Origin of the sequence: Bifidobacterium sp. ESL0769 (assembly GCF_029395495.1) — a bacterium.
Classification (GTDB): Bacteria; Actinomycetota; Actinomycetes; order Actinomycetales; family Bifidobacteriaceae; genus Bifidobacterium.
Map to the genome: position 1 here is coordinate 822,610 of NZ_CP113918.1, position 16,530 is coordinate 839,139.

14 protein-coding genes and 1 tRNA gene are annotated in these 16,530 nt (G+C 55.7%); all 15 read left to right on the forward strand.

The features are described from left to right. Positions 1-35: 35 nt before the first annotated feature. The 15 genes from OZX72_RS03300 (at position 36) to OZX72_RS03370 (ending at position 16,454) form a co-directional block, all read left to right on the forward strand. A complete protein-coding gene (locus tag OZX72_RS03300) occupies positions 36-659 on the forward strand; it encodes an isochorismatase family protein (RefSeq protein ID WP_277158987.1) in 624 nt (207 codons plus the stop codon). Then, positions 659-2,659, forward strand: a complete 2,001-nt coding sequence (gene recQ, locus OZX72_RS03305; protein WP_277158988.1) for a DNA helicase RecQ — start codon at positions 659-661, stop codon at positions 2,657-2,659. The genes OZX72_RS03300 and recQ overlap by 1 nt, the downstream gene beginning before the upstream one ends. 86 nt (positions 2,660-2,745) lie before the next feature. Then, positions 2,746-3,216, forward strand: a complete 471-nt coding sequence (locus OZX72_RS03310) for an ASCH domain-containing protein (protein ID WP_277158989.1) — start codon at positions 2,746-2,748, stop codon at positions 3,214-3,216. Positions 3,217-3,355: 139 nt separating this feature from the next. Beyond that, positions 3,356-4,687 (forward strand): HRDC domain-containing protein, encoded by a 1,332-nt coding sequence (locus OZX72_RS03315; RefSeq protein ID WP_277158990.1) that lies wholly within the window; start codon positions 3,356-3,358, stop codon positions 4,685-4,687. A gap of 49 nt (positions 4,688-4,736) precedes the next feature. Continuing rightward, positions 4,737-6,116 (forward strand): trigger factor, encoded by a 1,380-nt coding sequence (gene tig, locus OZX72_RS03320; RefSeq protein ID WP_277158991.1) that lies wholly within the window; start codon positions 4,737-4,739, stop codon positions 6,114-6,116. 327 nt (positions 6,117-6,443) lie between these two features. Beyond that, complete coding sequence (locus tag OZX72_RS03325; RefSeq protein WP_277158992.1) at positions 6,444-7,751, forward strand: chloride channel protein; 1,308 nt, start codon at positions 6,444-6,446, stop codon at positions 7,749-7,751. A 51-nt stretch (positions 7,752-7,802) separates the two neighbouring features. Next, on the forward strand, positions 7,803-8,429 hold the full coding sequence (locus OZX72_RS03330) for an ATP-dependent Clp protease proteolytic subunit (RefSeq protein WP_277159350.1): 627 nt from the start codon (positions 7,803-7,805) through the stop codon (positions 8,427-8,429). Between the two features lie 2 nt (positions 8,430-8,431). Continuing rightward, complete coding sequence (locus tag OZX72_RS03335) at positions 8,432-9,103, forward strand: ATP-dependent Clp protease proteolytic subunit (protein WP_277158993.1); 672 nt, start codon at positions 8,432-8,434, stop codon at positions 9,101-9,103. A 194-nt stretch (positions 9,104-9,297) separates the two neighbouring features. Further along, entirely contained in the window at positions 9,298-10,719 is a 1,422-nt protein-coding gene (gene clpX, locus OZX72_RS03340; protein ID WP_277158994.1) for an ATP-dependent Clp protease ATP-binding subunit ClpX, read from the forward strand. Between the two features lie 116 nt (positions 10,720-10,835). After that, positions 10,836-10,909, forward strand: a tRNA-Arg gene (locus OZX72_RS03345). 344 nt (positions 10,910-11,253) lie between these two features. Then, positions 11,254-12,405 carry an ABC transporter ATP-binding protein gene (locus tag OZX72_RS03350; RefSeq protein WP_277158995.1) on the forward strand — a complete coding sequence of 384 codons (1,152 nt, stop codon included), beginning with the start codon at positions 11,254-11,256 and terminating at the stop codon, positions 12,403-12,405. Next, the gene (locus tag OZX72_RS03355) at positions 12,402-13,274 is read left to right on the forward strand and encodes an ABC transporter permease (RefSeq protein WP_277158996.1); all 873 of its coding nucleotides are present in this window, start codon (positions 12,402-12,404) and stop codon (positions 13,272-13,274) included. The genes OZX72_RS03350 and OZX72_RS03355 overlap by 4 nt, the downstream gene beginning before the upstream one ends. After that, complete coding sequence (locus OZX72_RS03360) at positions 13,271-14,143, forward strand: ABC transporter permease (protein WP_277158997.1); 873 nt, start codon at positions 13,271-13,273, stop codon at positions 14,141-14,143. The genes OZX72_RS03355 and OZX72_RS03360 overlap by 4 nt, the downstream gene beginning before the upstream one ends. Then, on the forward strand, positions 14,143-15,780 hold the full coding sequence (locus OZX72_RS03365; RefSeq protein ID WP_277158998.1) for a histidine kinase: 1,638 nt from the start codon (positions 14,143-14,145) through the stop codon (positions 15,778-15,780). Before OZX72_RS03360 ends, OZX72_RS03365 begins: the two co-directional genes overlap by 1 nt. After that, on the forward strand, positions 15,777-16,454 hold the full coding sequence (locus OZX72_RS03370) for a response regulator transcription factor (RefSeq protein ID WP_277158999.1): 678 nt from the start codon (positions 15,777-15,779) through the stop codon (positions 16,452-16,454). The genes OZX72_RS03365 and OZX72_RS03370 overlap by 4 nt, the downstream gene beginning before the upstream one ends. Positions 16,455-16,530 lie beyond the last annotated feature (76 nt).

Genomic DNA, 16,530 nt, shown 5'->3' on the forward strand with positions numbered 1-16,530 from the left:
AAATCGTTCGGATTCCTACAGTGACGGGAGTCGATATGGCAGGCAAGGCATTGATTATCGTGGACGTGCAGCCCACGTTCTGCGAAGGCGGGGAGCTCGGGGTCGAAGGCGGCACGGCTGTGGCCGATCGCATCGCCGAGTATGTGAAGGCGCATGGCGATGAGTACGCCTACATCGTCACCACGCAGGACTGGCATATCGAGCCGGGTTCACATTTCTCGGACCATCCTGATTTCGTGGATTCATGGCCGAAGCACGGTGTTGCGGGCACCCCGAACGCCGAGTTGATGCCGCGGATTGCAACGTTGAACCTCAAACATCATTTCAAGAAGGGCCAGTATGCTTCGGCGTATTCCGGCTTCGAAGGTATCGAAGACAATACCGACTGTGTGCAGACCCGCGAGGAATTTGCCCAGATGCAGAAGGACGGCAAGACCTTGGCTCAAGGGCTGAAAGATGCCAGCGTCGACCATGTCGATGTGGTTGGTCTGGCCGAATCGCACTGCGTCAAGGAGACCGCGCTTGATGCCAAGAAGCTTGGATATTCCGTCACCGTTTTTGAAGATATGACCGAACCGGTCAGTGAGGATCAGGGTGTGAGCGCTCGCAAGCAGATGAGCGAAGCTGGCGTCGAATTGAAGAACGGGTTGGGTGACTGATGCCTGCATTGACCTCTTCCTCGTCATTGGCCCAGACTGAGCCTGTATCGTCTGGGTCGTCCAGCGGTGCGCTGGCAGCCCTGAAACAGTACTTCGGCTACGATTCGTTCCGCGAGGGACAGGAGGATCTGGTCAATGCCATTCTCGCAGGCCATGACGTGTTGGGAGTAATGCCGACCGGTGCCGGCAAATCCATCTGCTATCAGGTGCCGGCCACCATGCTGCCGGGGCTGACCATTGTCATCTCTCCGTTGATTTCGCTGATGCGTGATCAGGTAGATGCCTTGAATGATGCGGGTATCAAGGCTGCGTTCATCAACACCACGCAGGAAAGCGACGAGCAATCCATGGTGTTTGCCCAAGCTCGGCAAGGCGACGTGAAAATGCTGTACGTCGCTCCCGAACGCTTGGAAACCGAGCGGTTCCGCAACTTCGCTGCACAGGTCGAGATTTCGCTGATTACGGTGGATGAGGCACACTGTGTTTCTCAATGGGGGCAGGATTTCCGCTCGTCGTATCTGGGAATCGGCGAGTTCATCGACAGCTTGCCGGTTCGACCGACCGTCGCAGCGTTCACGGCGACCGCGACCGAAAAAGTACGTCGTGATATCGTCCGGTTGTTGCGTCTCAAAAACCCTAAAGTTACGGTTACGGGCTTCGACCGGCCGAATCTGTATTTCGACATCATCAATATGCCGACGAAACGCAAGAACGTGTGGATTACGGATTACGCGGCCAAACATTCCGACGAATCCGGCATCGTCTACTGTGCCACCCGAAAGGAGACCGAGGCGCTCGCGGACGAGTTGAACCGGCATGGTATCGGTGCCGCAGCCTACCACGGCGGGATGTCCGCCGAGGCTCGCGACAAGGCGCAACGTGATTTCGTCACTGACCAGGTGCCGGTGGTCGTGGCCACCAACGCCTTCGGCATGGGCATCGATAAGTCTAATGTCCGTTACGTCATTCATCACAACATGCCGGAAAGTATCGAAGCATACTATCAAGAGGCCGGTCGAGCAGGACGAGACGGTGAACCGGGACGTTGCACATTGCTCTGGAACGAATCGGACATCGTCACCCGTCGCAGGCTTTTGGATATGGACTCCGACAACGACCGAATGAGCCCGGAAGAGCAGGAAGTCGTTCGTCAAAGTCATCGGCGTCTGCTGAACGCGATGATTGGCTACTGCCGCACTACCGAGTGTCTGCATCGCTATATCATGCGGTATTTCGCCGATCCTAATGGCGTTGGTTCGGCAGAAAATGGCCAAGAACAAGATGAGCCGACAGATGGTGAAGTCCATAAATGCGGCAACTGCGCCAATTGCGAAAGTACCTTCGAGACCATCGATGTTTCCGACGTGGCTCGTGCCGTGAGCCGTTGTGTTCACGACATCAATCAAAGCTTCGGCATGGGCAAAATCGTCTCTGTACTGCGCGGCTCAAAAGCACAGGACTTGATCAATCGGCATCTCGACCGTGTGCCGAGTTACGGTGCGCTTCACGATGTGCCAGATGCGCGTATTCGTGATGTCATCAACCAAATGGCGACCGACGGCTATCTCTTCGTTTCCGAAGGCAGACTGCCGATTGTTCGTTTCGGTGTGCGCGCAGGGGAGACGGTAAACCCTGATTTCCATTATGAAATCAAACGTATCCAGCGCAAGAAACCGGTTGTTTCGTCCGGTGCCGCTTTCGGCTCATATGATGCTGACGCTTCAGGTGGCGATGCTGCGAGAACGAATAATGGCGCTTACGGTGATTACGAACCTACCGAAGAGGATGAAGCATTGTTCCAGAAGTTCCGCGAGTTGCGGCGTACCATCGCCCAGGAAATCGGTAAGCCGCCCTACATCGTCTTCTCCGACAAGACCCTGCGAGACATGGCTCGTATCAAGCCGGTGACTGATGCCCAATTCCTCGCCGTCAACGGTGTAGGTGAAAACAAGCTGCATCTCTACGGCCCTCGTTTCATGGACGTGGTGCGTGCTCAGTAGCAAGCGGAAGCAAATGACCGAAACAGTAAACGAACCCATCCATTAAGAGTCAGCAAGGGCTATCAAGCCAAGGGAAATGAGTAGCAATGGGCAACCATTCTGAAACAGAGGATATCGCGGGCACGCAAGACGATGCCATCGATTTGGCAAGCCTCGAACGTGACGAGTACGGCTTTCCTGGCCCCATGCGGGATAGCTTGGTCGAGTCGATTCTTGAGGGACGCAAAACGAGAACGACCTCATTGCTTGCCGAATACCAGCACGACCATGAACCATTGCCGCAGGTTGGAAAGCTGGCTGTGGTGGTTGATTCCGAAGACAAGCCGGTATGTGTGACCCGGCTGATGGAAGTCGAGGTCTGTAAAATCAGCGACATCACCGATGAACATGCCCGCGGCGAAGGCGAAGACTACGACGATGTGGCAGGCTGGCGCAAGGCGCATGAGCAGTTTTGGGAAAGTGACGAATTCCGGGAAGAAATGGGTGACCCCAACTTCAAGATCAATGACGATACTGAGGTCGTCTGTGAGCGCTTCAGCGTGGTCAAGCGACTTTGAATGGGATAATGGCCGGTCATGAGGCCGACAGAACCGAGTTCCAATTAAATAGGGAAGCGCTGCCCAAGGCTCGCGCTATGGTGGACGCCGGATTTAGTGTATAGCAGTATCCGCTGGATAGAGACTCGTAGCGTCTTTTATGAGAAGAGCAGCGAGCGAAACTGCAGCGGACGGAGTAGGAGTTCGGTTGAGTAGTGAGCCACGATTGCAGGAAGAGCCGCGTGAAGGCGTCCCTGAGGTGACCGATACGCTCGATGGATTCCGCGAGGCCTGCGACAGGTTAGCAGCAGGTAGTGGTTCACTTGCCGCCGATGCCGAACGAGCCTCAGGCTATCGTTACGGCCATGAGGACTGGCTGGTGCAATTCAAACGCACCGGTTCCGGTATTGTTCTTCTTGATCCGATAGCCCTCAACAAAGCTGGCGCAAACTGGAACGAATTTAATCGTGCGGTCGGCGATGCCACGTGGATTATCCACGATTCCCTGCAGGATTTGCCCGGCTTCACCGATCTTTGTATGAAGGTTCGCAATCTTTTCGATACTGAAATTGCCGCCAGGCTGCTTGGGCTCAAGCGTTTCGGCTTGGCAGCAGTCACCGAACATTATCTAGGTATTACATTAGCCAAGGAACATTCCGCAGCCGATTGGTCGTATCGTCCGTTACCGCGGGATTGGCGCAATTACGCGGCTCTCGACGTCGAGCTATTAATCGAACTCGAAGCGAAAATGCGCGCTGACCTCAAAAAAGCCGGCAAAATGGAATGGGCCAACGAGGAATTCAGCCATGCGTTGGCAGAGGGTACGGGCCCGCAACCCGGGCATCCGGTGCCATGGATGCGCATTTCCCATTTCACCGCACTCGGCCACGATAGGCGAGGTCAGGCCGTCGCCAAAGCCCTCTGGGAGAAACGAGACGAACTCGCCTGCGAACACGACATCGCTCCGACATTGCTTCTAAGCGACGCTGCGATCATCGAGGCCGCCCAGAAGAAGCCACACAACGCTCGCCAGTTCCGTGCCATCCGCAGCCTCAACGAGCGGGTGCGCATCCACATGGGCAATGAACAGGACAAGATGTTTGAGCGTTACGCTCCCATCCAGCGTTCCATCAAGCCAAGTGTATGGAAAGATACCATCCAACAAGCCTTGAAATTGAAGCCGAAAGACTGGCCGGAACCCCCGGCGCCTCCGCAAGAGGCCCAGGCCAACGCGCCGCGGTCGATGAAATACTGGTCTGTCCATCACCCGGACCGCTTTTCCCGGCTCAAGAAAGTACGTGCCGTCATCGCCCAGATCGCAGAGGATACGAGGACACCGCCAGACGTGGTCATCAAGCCGCAGATCATCCGCAACCTTTGCTGGCAGGATAATGCAGCAGAGCTCGATATCCCCGAATTTCTGCGCGAGCAAGGGGCGCGGCAATGGCAGATTGCCCTTGTCTCCGAGTCCGTAAGTCGCGTTATCATATGAGGGTTGCCTAAAGGCAGAAGTAGTTGGAATTATCGTCAGGAGCACTAGCGTGAAAATCAGCGTGAGGAATCTCGAGCCCACCAAGGTGAAGCTCACCGTCACCGTCGACCCGGAAGAGTTCGACCCGTATCTTGATCAGGCCCGCAAGGAAATCGCCAAGCAGATTAGCGTCCCGGGCTTCCGCAAGGGCCATGTGCCCGGCAAGATCATCGACCAGCGTGTCGGCTTCGGTGCCGTCGCCGGTGAGGCCGTCAACAGTGCCGTCCCGGAGCTCTATTCCAAGGCTCTCGAGGAGAAGAAGATTCGCCCGATGGCTCAGCCCGAGCTTGACGTCAAGGAACTGCCGACCAGCGAAAAGGACGACACCAAGGTGAAGTTCATCGCCACCGTCGAACGACGCCCTGAAATCGAGCTGCCGAAGCTCGACGGCATGACCCTTGATGTCGCCAAGACCGAAGTCACCGATGAGGACGTCGACAAACGTCTCGACAACCTTCGCCAGCGTTTTGGCACCCTCGTGGGCGTCGATCGTCCTGCCAAGAAGGGCGATTTCGCCAACATCGACCTCGACGCCCAGATTGACGGCGAGTCCGTCGATTCCCAGGAAGGCGTGAGCTACGAACTCGGCAGCGGCAAGCTGCTCGACGGCATCGACGAAGCGCTCGATGGCCTGTCCGCTGGCGAAGAGACCACTTTCGAAGGTACGCTGGAAAGCGGCGACCACGAAGGCGAGAAGGCTCAGATCAAGGTCAAGGTTAACTCCGTCAAGGCTGAAGAGTTGCCGAAGCTCGACGATGATTTCGCTCAGGAAGCCTCCGAGTTCGACACCCTTGACGAGCTCAAGGCCGACATTCGCAAGCAGTGCGAGCGTGACAGCGAAGGCCGTCAGGCCAATGAGGCGCGCGATGCGTTCCTCGATGCGCTGAAGAAGGACGTGGAGATTCCGCTGCCCGCAGGTGTTCGTAAGGATATGGTCGAGGATCGCCTGAAGCAGGTCACCGCCGATCCCGAGAAGGCCACCGACGAGCAGAAGAAGGAAGCCGAAGAGGCCACCGACAAGGAGCTCAAGGACCAGATTGTGCTCGACACTTTGGCCGAACAGCTCGACGTCAAGGTCTCCCAGATGGACGTCACCAACTTCCTCGCCTCCATCGCCCAGCAGTACGGCATGGACCCGAGCGCTTTCATCAATGCTATCGTCCAGAACGGCCAGCTCGGCTCCGCTGTTCAGGAAGTCGGCCGTTCCAAGGGTTTGCTTGCCGGCATGCGTGCCGTCAAGTTCACCTGCGACGGCAAGGATCTCGACCTGACCCCGTTCCTCGGTGAGGATGAGGCCGTCGAAGATGCCGAAGAGAACGAAAGCGTCGAGGCCGCGTCCGCCGCTGCCGCCGTCGCCGACGAGCTTTCCGACAAAGACAAGGCCGAGTGAAAATCGCGGTAGCGATTAATCTCTGATTAAAATTTCTGAAAGGGAGTTCGGGGTTCGCCCCGGCTCCCTTTCTATATGTTCAATGTTTGTGTTTCGCAGTGAGTATTCGAATTCGGAATCATGTGATGCCATAGAAATTTCGCGGCTATGAGCATTTTTGTTTTTTCGGTGGCTTTCCGCTTTGTCGAATGTCAATGATGAACAAGCCGAATTGGTCATCGTATATCTCTATTTTTCGCGGGCATGGTTATATTGGTTCCAGACAATAAAGCCGGAGGTAGCGGAAACCTCTATGCAAATAAAGATTGCGGAAAGTCGGAAGTACTGGTGGAACAAGAGAACGGTAACAATGGCGGATTGAAGCGGTTGGTCTGGATCGCCGCCGCGATATTTCTGCTTGGCGGCGTTGTCGGCGTGAGCTCCGGATTGCTTGGTCTGATGCTCAGCGGTGTCGAACGCCTGATGCTGGGCTATGTCGAAAATCCGCAGGACCCGAGCCCCTATCAGGTGGCGGCATGGCGACGTATCGCGTCTATTGTCGGCGGGTCGATTTTTGCGGCGGTTGTCTGGTGGCTGCTGCGTACCAAAACCACCAAAGTGCCGTCGGTGAAGAAAGCCGTGGCGGGGGAGCGGATGCCTGCTTGGCAGACGACCGTTCACGTTTTGCTTCAGATTTTCATCGTGGGTTCCGGCTCGTCCATTGGTCGCGAGGTGGCACCGCGTGAGTTCGGCGCGATGCTGGGCCAACGCTTCTCACAACTTTTCCGATTGAATGACGAAAAAGACCGTAGGACTGTGGTCGCCGTGGCTGCAGCAGCAGGTCTCGCGGGTGTTTACAACGCCCCGCTTGCAGGTACATTTTTTGCCATTGAGATTCTGCTTTCCGATATCAGCATGGAAACCGTGACTATGGCACTCGGGACTTCGGCGGTCTCAGCCTACATTGCTTCGATGATTCGCGGGCGTGGAACCTTCTACGGCATGGCCGCTATGGGCAAATCCACGATTCCGACATTGAGTCTGACCCTGTTCGCCGTAGTTGCCGGCATCATCTGTGGTATCGGAGGCGCACTGTTCCGCAAAGGCTCGCAATGGGCCGAAGGCAACAAGCCCAAAGGTGCGGGCATCCTCTGGATGATGCCGCTGGCGGCTCTGGCGACCGGCATTGTGGCCATATGGCTTCCGCAGATCATGGGCAACGGCCGTTCTGTGGCAGAATACGCCTTTTCTGCCACTGCCCGAGAGGCCAAGGCACTCGTACCGATTCTGCTGGCGCTGCTGGTAGCCAAGGTCGTGCTGACTCTTGGTACCATCCGTTCCGGTGCTTCCGGCGGTGTGCTCCAGCCCGGTATTTCGATTGGTGCATCGTTGGGTGCGTTGCTCGGCTTTGCATGGGTCATTGTCAGCCCCGGCGATACTGTCACCGCATGTGCGCTGGTCGGCGCTTCGGCGTTACTCGCCGCCTCGCAGCAGGCGCCGTTGATGGCGATGTGCCTGGTGATGGAACTGACGGGAGCCCCGATGGCCTTCTTCGTGCCGGTCGGCGCCGGCGTGGCTGTGTCGGCGTTGGTTTCGCGCGGTTTCAACGGCTTTCTTTCTCGTTCTCAGCGCAAAAAACTGAAGGCTGTCGTATAAGTCGCGGTACTATTCATAACGGTAATAAAACGTGAATATCAAGGAGATATGGTGGCAGGATTGCTGACATCTACGCCGTCGATGGACGAAGGGGAGGATTCCGCCCCCACCATCACGGATCCGATTTTCAATAGGTTGCTGAAGGAACGCATCATCTGGCTTGGCGACGAGGTCAAGGATCAGAACGCCAACGTCATCTGCGCCCAGATGCTGATGCTCGCGGCCGAAGACCCGAAGAAGGACATCTGGCTTTACATCAACTCTCCCGGTGGCTCCATCACCGCTGGCATGGCCATCTACGACACCATGCAGCTTATCGAGCCTGACGTCGCCACCGTCGCCGTCGGCATGGCGGCCTCCATGGGCCAGTTCCTGCTCTCCAGCGGCACCAAGGGCAAGCGTTTCGCCACTTCCCACGCCCGCATCCTGATGCACCAGCCTTCCGGCGGCATCGGCGGTACCGCCACCGACGTGCGCATCAATGCCGAGCTCATCATGGACATGAAGCAGACCCTCTCGCAGCTCACGGCCGAACAGACCGGGCACACGATCGAGGAGATCTACCGAGACAACGAGTACGACCATTGGTTCACCGCGCAGCAGGCGTTGGAATACGGGTTCTTCGATAAGATCGTGACCACGCCGGGCACTATGAGCACCAAGAAGGACGGGGAGTGAACATGGCAAGTGAAGAAGCGAAGTTTGTAGCTCGTGCCGAGCGTCTCGCGGGTCCGCGTGGCGTGGCCGGTTTTGCACCCCAGAACCGTTATGTGATGCCGCAGTTCAGCGAGAAGACGCCGTACGGCATGAAGACGCAGGATGCGTATAGTCGTCTGTTCGAGGACCGCATCATCTTCATGGGCGTGCAGGTGGACGATACTTCCGCCGACGACATCATGGCCCAGCTGCTCGTGCTCGAAAGCCAGGACCCGAATCGTGACGTGATGATGTACATCAACTCGCCCGGCGGCTCCATGACCGCGATGACGGCCATCTACGACACGATGCAATACATCAAGCCTGATGTACAGACCGTCTGCCTCGGCCAGGCCGCTTCGGCCGCTGCGGTCATCCTCGCGGCTGGTACCAAGGGCAAGCGCCTGATGCTGCCGAACGCCCGCGTGCTCATCCATCAGCCGGCCATCGACCAGGGCTTTGGCAAGGCCACCGAGATCGAGATTCAGGCCAAGGAAATGCTGCGCATGCGCGAATGGCTCGAAGAGACGCTTTCCAAGCACACCGGTCAGTCGGTCGAACGTGTCCGTAAGGACATCGAGGTCGATACCTTCCTGACTGCCCAGGAGGCCAAGGATTACGGCATGGTCGACGAAGTGCTCGCCAACCGCAAGTAACCGTAGCCCTAACGGTAGCGGTAGCGGTTATGCCGCGATTTGCCGTGTAGATTTATAACAAAAACGATTCGATACCCCTTGCGCTCGCACGCGAGGGGTATCGTCGTAATCGGATGTCGTCGTAGAAGAGAACGGCGAGTGAACGGTCTGAATAAAGGCCAGGTTGAAAGCGCATGACGCGGTAAGGAGAAGGCATGGGCGACGTGGTGGATTATAACGACTCCGTCCCACACTGCGGTTTTTGCGGCAAAAGCGAACGTCAGGTGCGCAAACTGGTCACCGGCCAGGGCGCGGCGATCTGTGACGAATGCATCGCCCAATGCGTCGAGCTCATCAGGGACGACAACGACAAAGACGTCAAGATTAACGCGCTGAACCTGCCCAAACCTTCCGAAATCTACGCCTACCTCGACCAGTACGTCGTCGGACAGCCGCAGGCCAAGCGTACCCTTTCGGTGGCTGTCTACAACCATTACAAGCGTGTCAACATGGAGATGGGCGAGGGCGGTCGTGCAGCCGGAGCGGGTATGGGCAAGGCAGCTGCCACGTCGGGCGCGGCACGCAAGTCCGGTGCTGCTGGGAACGGCAAGTCGGGTTCTGCCAAGCGTTCCGGTAAAAGCTGCAGGGACCCTCTGGCTGATGTACAGGTGGCCAAATCCAACATTCTGCTGCTTGGGCCCACCGGCGTTGGCAAGACCTACTTGGCCCAGACGCTGGCGCGTGTGATGAACGTGCCGTTCGTCATCGTCGACGCCACTACGCTGACCGAGGCCGGCTACATTGGCGACGATGTGGAGAGTGTGCTGCAACGGCTTCTGCAGGCCGCCGACGGTGATGTGGATCGCGCCCAGCATGGCATCGTCTATATAGACGAGATCGACAAGATTGCGCGTAAAAGTGGTGAAAGTACCTCGCTGACCCGCGATGTGAGTGGGGAAGGCGTGCAACAGGCGCTGCTGAAGATACTCGAAGGCACCATCGCTTCGGTGCCATTGGAAGGCGAGGGCACGCGCAAGCATCGTGACCAGAACACGGTCAAGATGGACACGCGCGATATTCTCTTCATTTGTGGTGGTGCGTTCGTCGGTCTCGACAGCATCGTGCGCAAGCGGCTCGGAGCGCAGGAAAGCGGCTTCACCGCGACTTTGCACGAACATGATGAAAGCAAAGCCGATTTGCTGCGCCAGGTTGATGCCGATGATTTGGGCGATTTTGGCTTGTTGCCGGAGTTTATTGGCAGGTTGCCGGTCGTGAGTGTGCTCGACGAACTCACTGAGCAGGATTTGCGCGATATTCTCGTTCGCCCGGCGAACGCGCTGGTCAAGCAATACCGTAAACTTTTCGCCGTCGATGGGGTCAAGCTTTCGTTCACCGATGAAGCCATTGCCGCGATTGCAGCCAAGGCCATTCGGGAAGGCACCGGAGCCCGTGGGCTACGCTCCATCATCGAGAAGACGCTGGAGGAGACCATGTTCCAGCTGCCGGAGATGAATGATGTTGAGCAGGTCATCGTCGACGCTTCCGCCGTCAGCGGCGAAGGCGTGCCGAAGATGGTGGTTTCGTCGGCTTCGGCCGGCCGCTCGCCGAGACGTGGCAAGATACGTGCGTTCGACTAAGTATATGTATTACTTTGTGCAACCAATGGATGCGTCCACGCGACACGCCTATGGTTGCGTGAATCGGGCACTTACGTTATATTAGATGAGTTGTCAAAAACAAGGTTCTTGACACTGCGCACGTAGCCCAATGGATTAGAGCAGCTGACTACGGATCAGCAGGTTACAGGTTCGAATCCTGCCGTGCGCACAGATTAATCCGCGGAATCGCAAGGTTCCGTAGATTTTTTCGATTTCCTGGCAAAATCCATCCGTGACCAACTCAAGAAAGTTGTCGACCACGCTAAATCTGTAACCCAAGACTCCAATATCAAGAAGTGGAAGAGGAAGTGGGGATATAGGCCAAATTGGGGTTATAGGTCAGAATGTGTGTCTGTAATCGTCTTTGAGGTTGTTTCGTATCCCGTGTGATCTATAGCCCAATTTTCATACTGCTATGTCTACCTAGGGGTACAGTTTTCCGTTTTTCGTTGCGGCTGCAAGTCGTCGCGTCTTGTATAGGAAGTACACGAAGTACTTACCTAGAAAGGCGGAATGATGAACGTCGATGGTTATGGGAATCATAGGCAATCTGGAACGCAGCCGAAACTGGCTGTGGCTACCCAGAACCTTGTGAAGACATACGGTGATTTCAGAGCGGTGGATGGACTGAATCTCAAAGTGCCGATGGGTGGTGTCTATGGCCTGCTTGGTCCCAACGGTGCTGGGAAGTCCACCACAATGAAACTGTTGTTGGGACTCACCTCGCCGACCTCCGGTCAGATGTGGATGTTGGGGCAGCAGGTTGGCGGCAAACGCGGCGGAAACAACCGTATCCAGCCGGGGCGCATCGGCTCGATGATCGAAGGTCCGAGCTTCTATCCCGGTCTGTCCGGTTTGGATAACTGCCGGATGGTCGCGGATTATCTTGGTTTGCCGTCTTGTGCAGCGACGCAAGTCTTGGTTCAGGTCGGTCTGAAAGGCCACGAGGACAAGAAGGCGAAGGACTATTCGTTGGGTATGAAGCAACGCTTGGGCATTGCGATGGCCCTGATTTCAAGGCCGGAGCTGTTGCTGCTCGACGAACCGACGAACGGCTTGGATGCCGAGGCTGTGGTTGAGGTCCGCGAGATGATTATGAATCTGGCGGCTTCTGAAGGAGTCACCGTCATCATCAGCAGTCACATCCTTTCCGAAATTGAGAAGATGGCGCCGGTGGTCGGCATCATCGCTTCCGGTCGTCTGCTGTATCAGGGCTCTTTGGACAATCTGCGTGAACAGGGACATATCGATATCCGTGTTTCCGATCCGAAAAGCGCTGCGGATTTGCTCAGCCAAAACGGTATGGCCTATCGATTTATACCGCAGACAGGCGAGTTGCAGATTCCGGAATGTGCGGATGGCCGGATTGCCGGTTTGGTCTCGCAAATGGTCAATAGAAATATTGCGGTCTATCGCGTTGCCTCCGAACGTAAAAGTCTCGAAGAAGCGTTTCTTGAGTTGGTGGAAGGTCCGCAAAATCAGGAATCGCAAGGTGAACAGAACATTCGTGCCAATCAAGCATCGATGACGATGGAATACGGAAGCAAAACAACCCAGATGGCAGCGAATATCGGCAATATGTCAACTATGGCGAATCGGAATGTTTCTGGATTCCGGCCATATTCCAGCATTGGTTCGATGCCGGTTTCGGGAGGTGCGCGATGAGTGCCAGCGTGATGGGATTTAGCCCATACGACAATCCGTATTGCAATCAATCGGTTCCGAGGCCTCCTGTAAACACAACCAGCAAGAAAAGCGGCATACTCTTATTCATCGCAATCCGCATGGAATTACGCAAGCTTAAAGGGTCATCGTTCTGGTGGATGGCGGCGGGCATGGCATTGCTGACCTCCGCATGGTCGGGAACGGCGTTCATGAAACGAGCTGGCGGCAACCCTGCGCTTCGTACCGTTTTGCTCGCCGACAACGAACCATACACCTTCATCAGCTTGATGGCTCCGATTCTGGCCGCGCTGCTGACCAGTCGCCTGGCAGTGATGGAAACGGGAGAGCGGATGAACCTCAAATGGCTGTCATTGGGCCAATCAGAAGTGATGAGGTTCCTTGCCAAGTTCGTGATTGCGGGGCTGGCGCTCGCGACGTGCTTCATTGTTCCTTTGGTGTGGATTCCATTGGCTGCAAAGGCGAAAGGTTTCAGCTTTGCCGGAAGTTTTACGACGCTTCTGGCGGTGCCGTCACTGGTTGCATTATTCGCTTCATTGGCGGTTACGGCTGTCCAATTGCTGATTTCCATGGTCATCGGCAAGCAGGCCGTGGGTCTTGGTGTTGGCATCATTGCAGGTTTGATTGGTTCAGGACTAATCCCAATGGGCAAGCCGCAGTTTGGCTGGCTGTTTCCCGCCGGCATCAGTTCGGCCGCCGATCCTTTCGTGAGCAAGCCAATGGCAAACGGATATGCCAACGTGACGATGGTCGGCAATCCATGGATTTGCGTGGTGGCCAGCCTTGTCGCTTGTGCGGTTTGGATGGTCGTTTCGGTGTTAATGATCAAAGCGAAGGAGTCAAGGCGATGAACGGGAATGCGATAATGAACAAGCCAATGACCGTGAACGGGCCGAGGAATAACGTTCAAAATACTCTCAATGTGGCTCCTACGAGATTTACCAACGACAACCAAGTAACAAAGCATCTATCCAGACCATCCGTAACCGCGGCGCTTCATTGGGAGATTCGTAAGGCGGGAAACTTATGGTACTGGATTGCGACGGTGCTCTTTGACCTTATCGGTATGTTCAATGGGTGGAGCCAGTATGTCGACTATCGCAAGGATTTTGAAGCCCAAAGCGTGACATGGGCGGCGGTCTGGGGCCAGGCCATCCTGTTGCCGAGTATGGTGTTCATGCCGATTTTGGTCGCGGCGTTCGCCTCTCAGATTGAATCCAACGAACACGTCGGCCGCAACTGGCAGCGTCTCAACGCCAGCGGCACGGCGTCGACGGCGATTGCTGGCAAGATGCTGCATGGCTTGTTGGCCTCGCTGCTGACCGTCGCGGTTTTCGAGACCGAATTCCTTGTAGTCGGCAAGGTGATACTTGGTTTCAGCTTGCGTGAGGTCGGCCCATTCCTGCTTCGTGGCGTTCCGATGACCCTCGCGGTCTGGGCGATCATGACCTTGACCCAGGCGATCTCGGCGAAATTCGAATCTTTTGCCGGCACCATGAGTGTGGTTTTGGTGCTCACCTTGTTCGGATGCGTGCTTTCGCTTATTGTTCCGTCGTTGACGCTGGCTTATCCCTTCTCGCTGGTCACCGGCGCTTCGGCCGCCCGTGATCTTGGCAATATCGCGTTGGTCGGCTCCATCATGACGGCAACGCTGATGGCCGCGTTCTGGGTCGTTGTCGGCGGGATAATTTTCCGCAGGCTCACGCGTAAGGCCGTCTGATGAAATCCAAAGTTATACGCCAAATTCGCCATAATGGAATGGATGGCACGGATAGAACAGGAGCAACGAACAAAACGGGCGGAATGAAACGGCAGTCGATGGAAGGGAACGATATGAGTGTGGCGAAATTGACAGATCAAATGAGACAGGCTTGGGGCCGGATGAATGGTGCCCACGTCTTGGCCGTGCTCTGCGCCTTGTACGAGACCGTGATTGTGACTCGTCTGCTATTGGTTCCCAACATTGCGAATCCGACGTTGCGGTCGGCGATGACAGCTAGCGCATGGGCATTGCCGGTATTCGTCCTTATCGTCATCGTGGCGGTGATCGGGATATGGTTCTGCCGTCGTCGGCCGCTGAGTATGTTGTTGCTGGAAACGGCTTTGTTCCTGCTGGTTTCGGTACTTTACGGTTCGGCATTCAGCTATCTGTCGTTGCCATGGGCGATTGCCTTGTATTTTGCTGTGACGGGAATCGAGAGCCTGCCGTTGCGGATATGCGCGCTGGTTGCTGCTGGATTGCTGGGATCGGTCAGCGTGGCTTTGGCGACTGTCTGGCGCCAGGATGCCGGATTGACCAACTTTTTGTACCCATTCGTTCTGCTTTATGTCGTGTTTGTCGTTTCTGGGGTGATGGTGCGGAGCTATAGGGAGCGTCGCCAATCTGAGCGCGCATTGCTTAACGAGCAGGAACGTGGCGAAAAATTGACAGTCCAACGCGATAAGGCCATGAAGCAGTCGCGTATAGCAGCGGAACTCCACGACAGTGTCGGTCACGATTTGACCGCCATCATCGCCCTTTCCGAAGGCTTGGAAGGCGTGAGCGACAAGCCCGAAATGAACGATGCTATCAATATGATTAACGATTTGGCTAGGCAAGGGCTTACGGATACGAGAACCGCTGTAAAGGCGCTGCAGCCTGATAGTCATGCTAATAGTGACGAAGATGCGGGTGAGGAGAATCCTCAGGGTGCCGAACGGAATGTTGGAATTGCTGAAAATGCTCGGTTTCAAGGTTCCGAGGCCGATAAAGCCGCTGAAAAGTTTGATATTAAACGAAACGAAAATATTGGTCAGGATAACGGCAATAGGCAGAACGGCGATCTTAGCCAAGAAAGCGGCACTTATAAAGCGTTTCCCCTCGGTCGACTTCATGACTGGGATGATATCAATCCCGTTCTCGACCATTCCCGACAAATCGGCATCACTACGGTCTTGACGGAAACCGGACGTCGGCCGCAGGACCCGCAGCAGGCGGATTTGAGTTTTACAATCACTCGTGAATCCATTACCAACGCCATTCGGCATGGGCAGGGTGTCGATAGAATCGTTGTCTCCTGGGATCATGACGGGCAAGGCGGCATTGCCATTACCGTGCGGGATAATGGAAAACCAATTGATAAATCCGGCCAAAATGGAAGAGGTCTATCCGAATCTGGCAGAGAAAACGGCAAAATTGAGGCAAAGTCAGGCGAGTATGGCGACGGCACAGGATTGACGAGGCTTAAGAAAGGCATCGAACAGGTGGGCGGCACGTTTGCCGCTGGACCGGATACTGATGGTTGGACGGTGAAGGCGTACATCCCTTCGTTGATGGGTTCCGCCAACAAGCAATCGCAAGGTGGTGAACAGAGATGATTAGCGTCATGATTGTCGACGACCAGCGACCGGCCAGAATGGGATTCGCGCTGATGGTCGCGAAAGACCGCGAGCTTCGGGTGATCGGCCAAGCGGAAAACGGACAGGCGGCGATTGATATGCTTGCTTCGTTGAGCTTGGTCAATAAGCCATTGCCTGATGTAATGCTGATGGATGTGCGGATGCCGGTCATGGATGGCATAGACGCGACCGCCGCCATCAAGCAGCAGTATCCGAATATCAAGATTCTGATGCTGACCACCTATGACCAGGATGATTACGCCTTCGGAGCGTTGGGCGCAGGTGCTTCCGGTTTCCTTCTAAAAGATGTGCATACGGCCGATTTGTGTCGTGCCATTCATTCGGTCTATGAAGGCGACGCGATTCTCACACCGCGCATTACCGGCGAAGTAATCAAACGCGGGATTCCGAAGGTAAACGCCACAGCTGAACAAGGCGAGCTGCGCGAACGATTTGCGACGCTCGGCAGACGTGAACTTGAAGTCGCTTCGTTGGTAAGCGAGGGCTTGACCAATGCCGAAATCGCCGAACGTCTCAGCATCCAGCCTGATTCTGTCAAAAAGACGGTAAGCCGCATTCTCGCCAAGCTCGACGCTCGAGAACGCGTCAACATAGCCGTCCTCTGGTACAAGGCCGGCATGAATAGTCTTTGATACTTGATAATCAACGAAGTTCCATATGCTTTGACATCGATAATTCAATAATCTTGATACAGGTTTCGGAATAGTT

Excerpts from the sequence above, each read along its gene's own strand:
- OZX72_RS03300 (WP_277158987.1), top strand. The coding sequence starts at position 36 with ATGGCAGGCAAGGCATTGATTATCGTGGACGTGCAGCCCACGTTCTGC.
- recQ (WP_277158988.1), top strand. The coding sequence starts at position 659 with ATGCCTGCATTGACCTCTTCCTCGTCATTGGCCCAGACTGAGCCTGTA.
- OZX72_RS03310 (WP_277158989.1), top strand. The coding sequence starts at position 2,746 with ATGGGCAACCATTCTGAAACAGAGGATATCGCGGGCACGCAAGACGAT.
- OZX72_RS03315 (WP_277158990.1), top strand. The coding sequence starts at position 3,356 with ATGAGAAGAGCAGCGAGCGAAACTGCAGCGGACGGAGTAGGAGTTCGG.
- OZX72_RS03335 (WP_277158993.1), top strand. The coding sequence starts at position 8,432 with ATGGCAAGTGAAGAAGCGAAGTTTGTAGCTCGTGCCGAGCGTCTCGCG.
- clpX (WP_277158994.1), top strand. The coding sequence starts at position 9,298 with ATGGGCGACGTGGTGGATTATAACGACTCCGTCCCACACTGCGGTTTT.
- OZX72_RS03350 (WP_277158995.1), top strand. The coding sequence starts at position 11,254 with ATGATGAACGTCGATGGTTATGGGAATCATAGGCAATCTGGAACGCAG.
- OZX72_RS03355 (WP_277158996.1), top strand. The coding sequence starts at position 12,402 with ATGAGTGCCAGCGTGATGGGATTTAGCCCATACGACAATCCGTATTGC.
- OZX72_RS03360 (WP_277158997.1), top strand. The coding sequence starts at position 13,271 with ATGAACGGGAATGCGATAATGAACAAGCCAATGACCGTGAACGGGCCG.
- OZX72_RS03365 (WP_277158998.1), top strand. The coding sequence starts at position 14,143 with ATGAAATCCAAAGTTATACGCCAAATTCGCCATAATGGAATGGATGGC.
- OZX72_RS03370 (WP_277158999.1), top strand. The coding sequence starts at position 15,777 with ATGATTAGCGTCATGATTGTCGACGACCAGCGACCGGCCAGAATGGGA.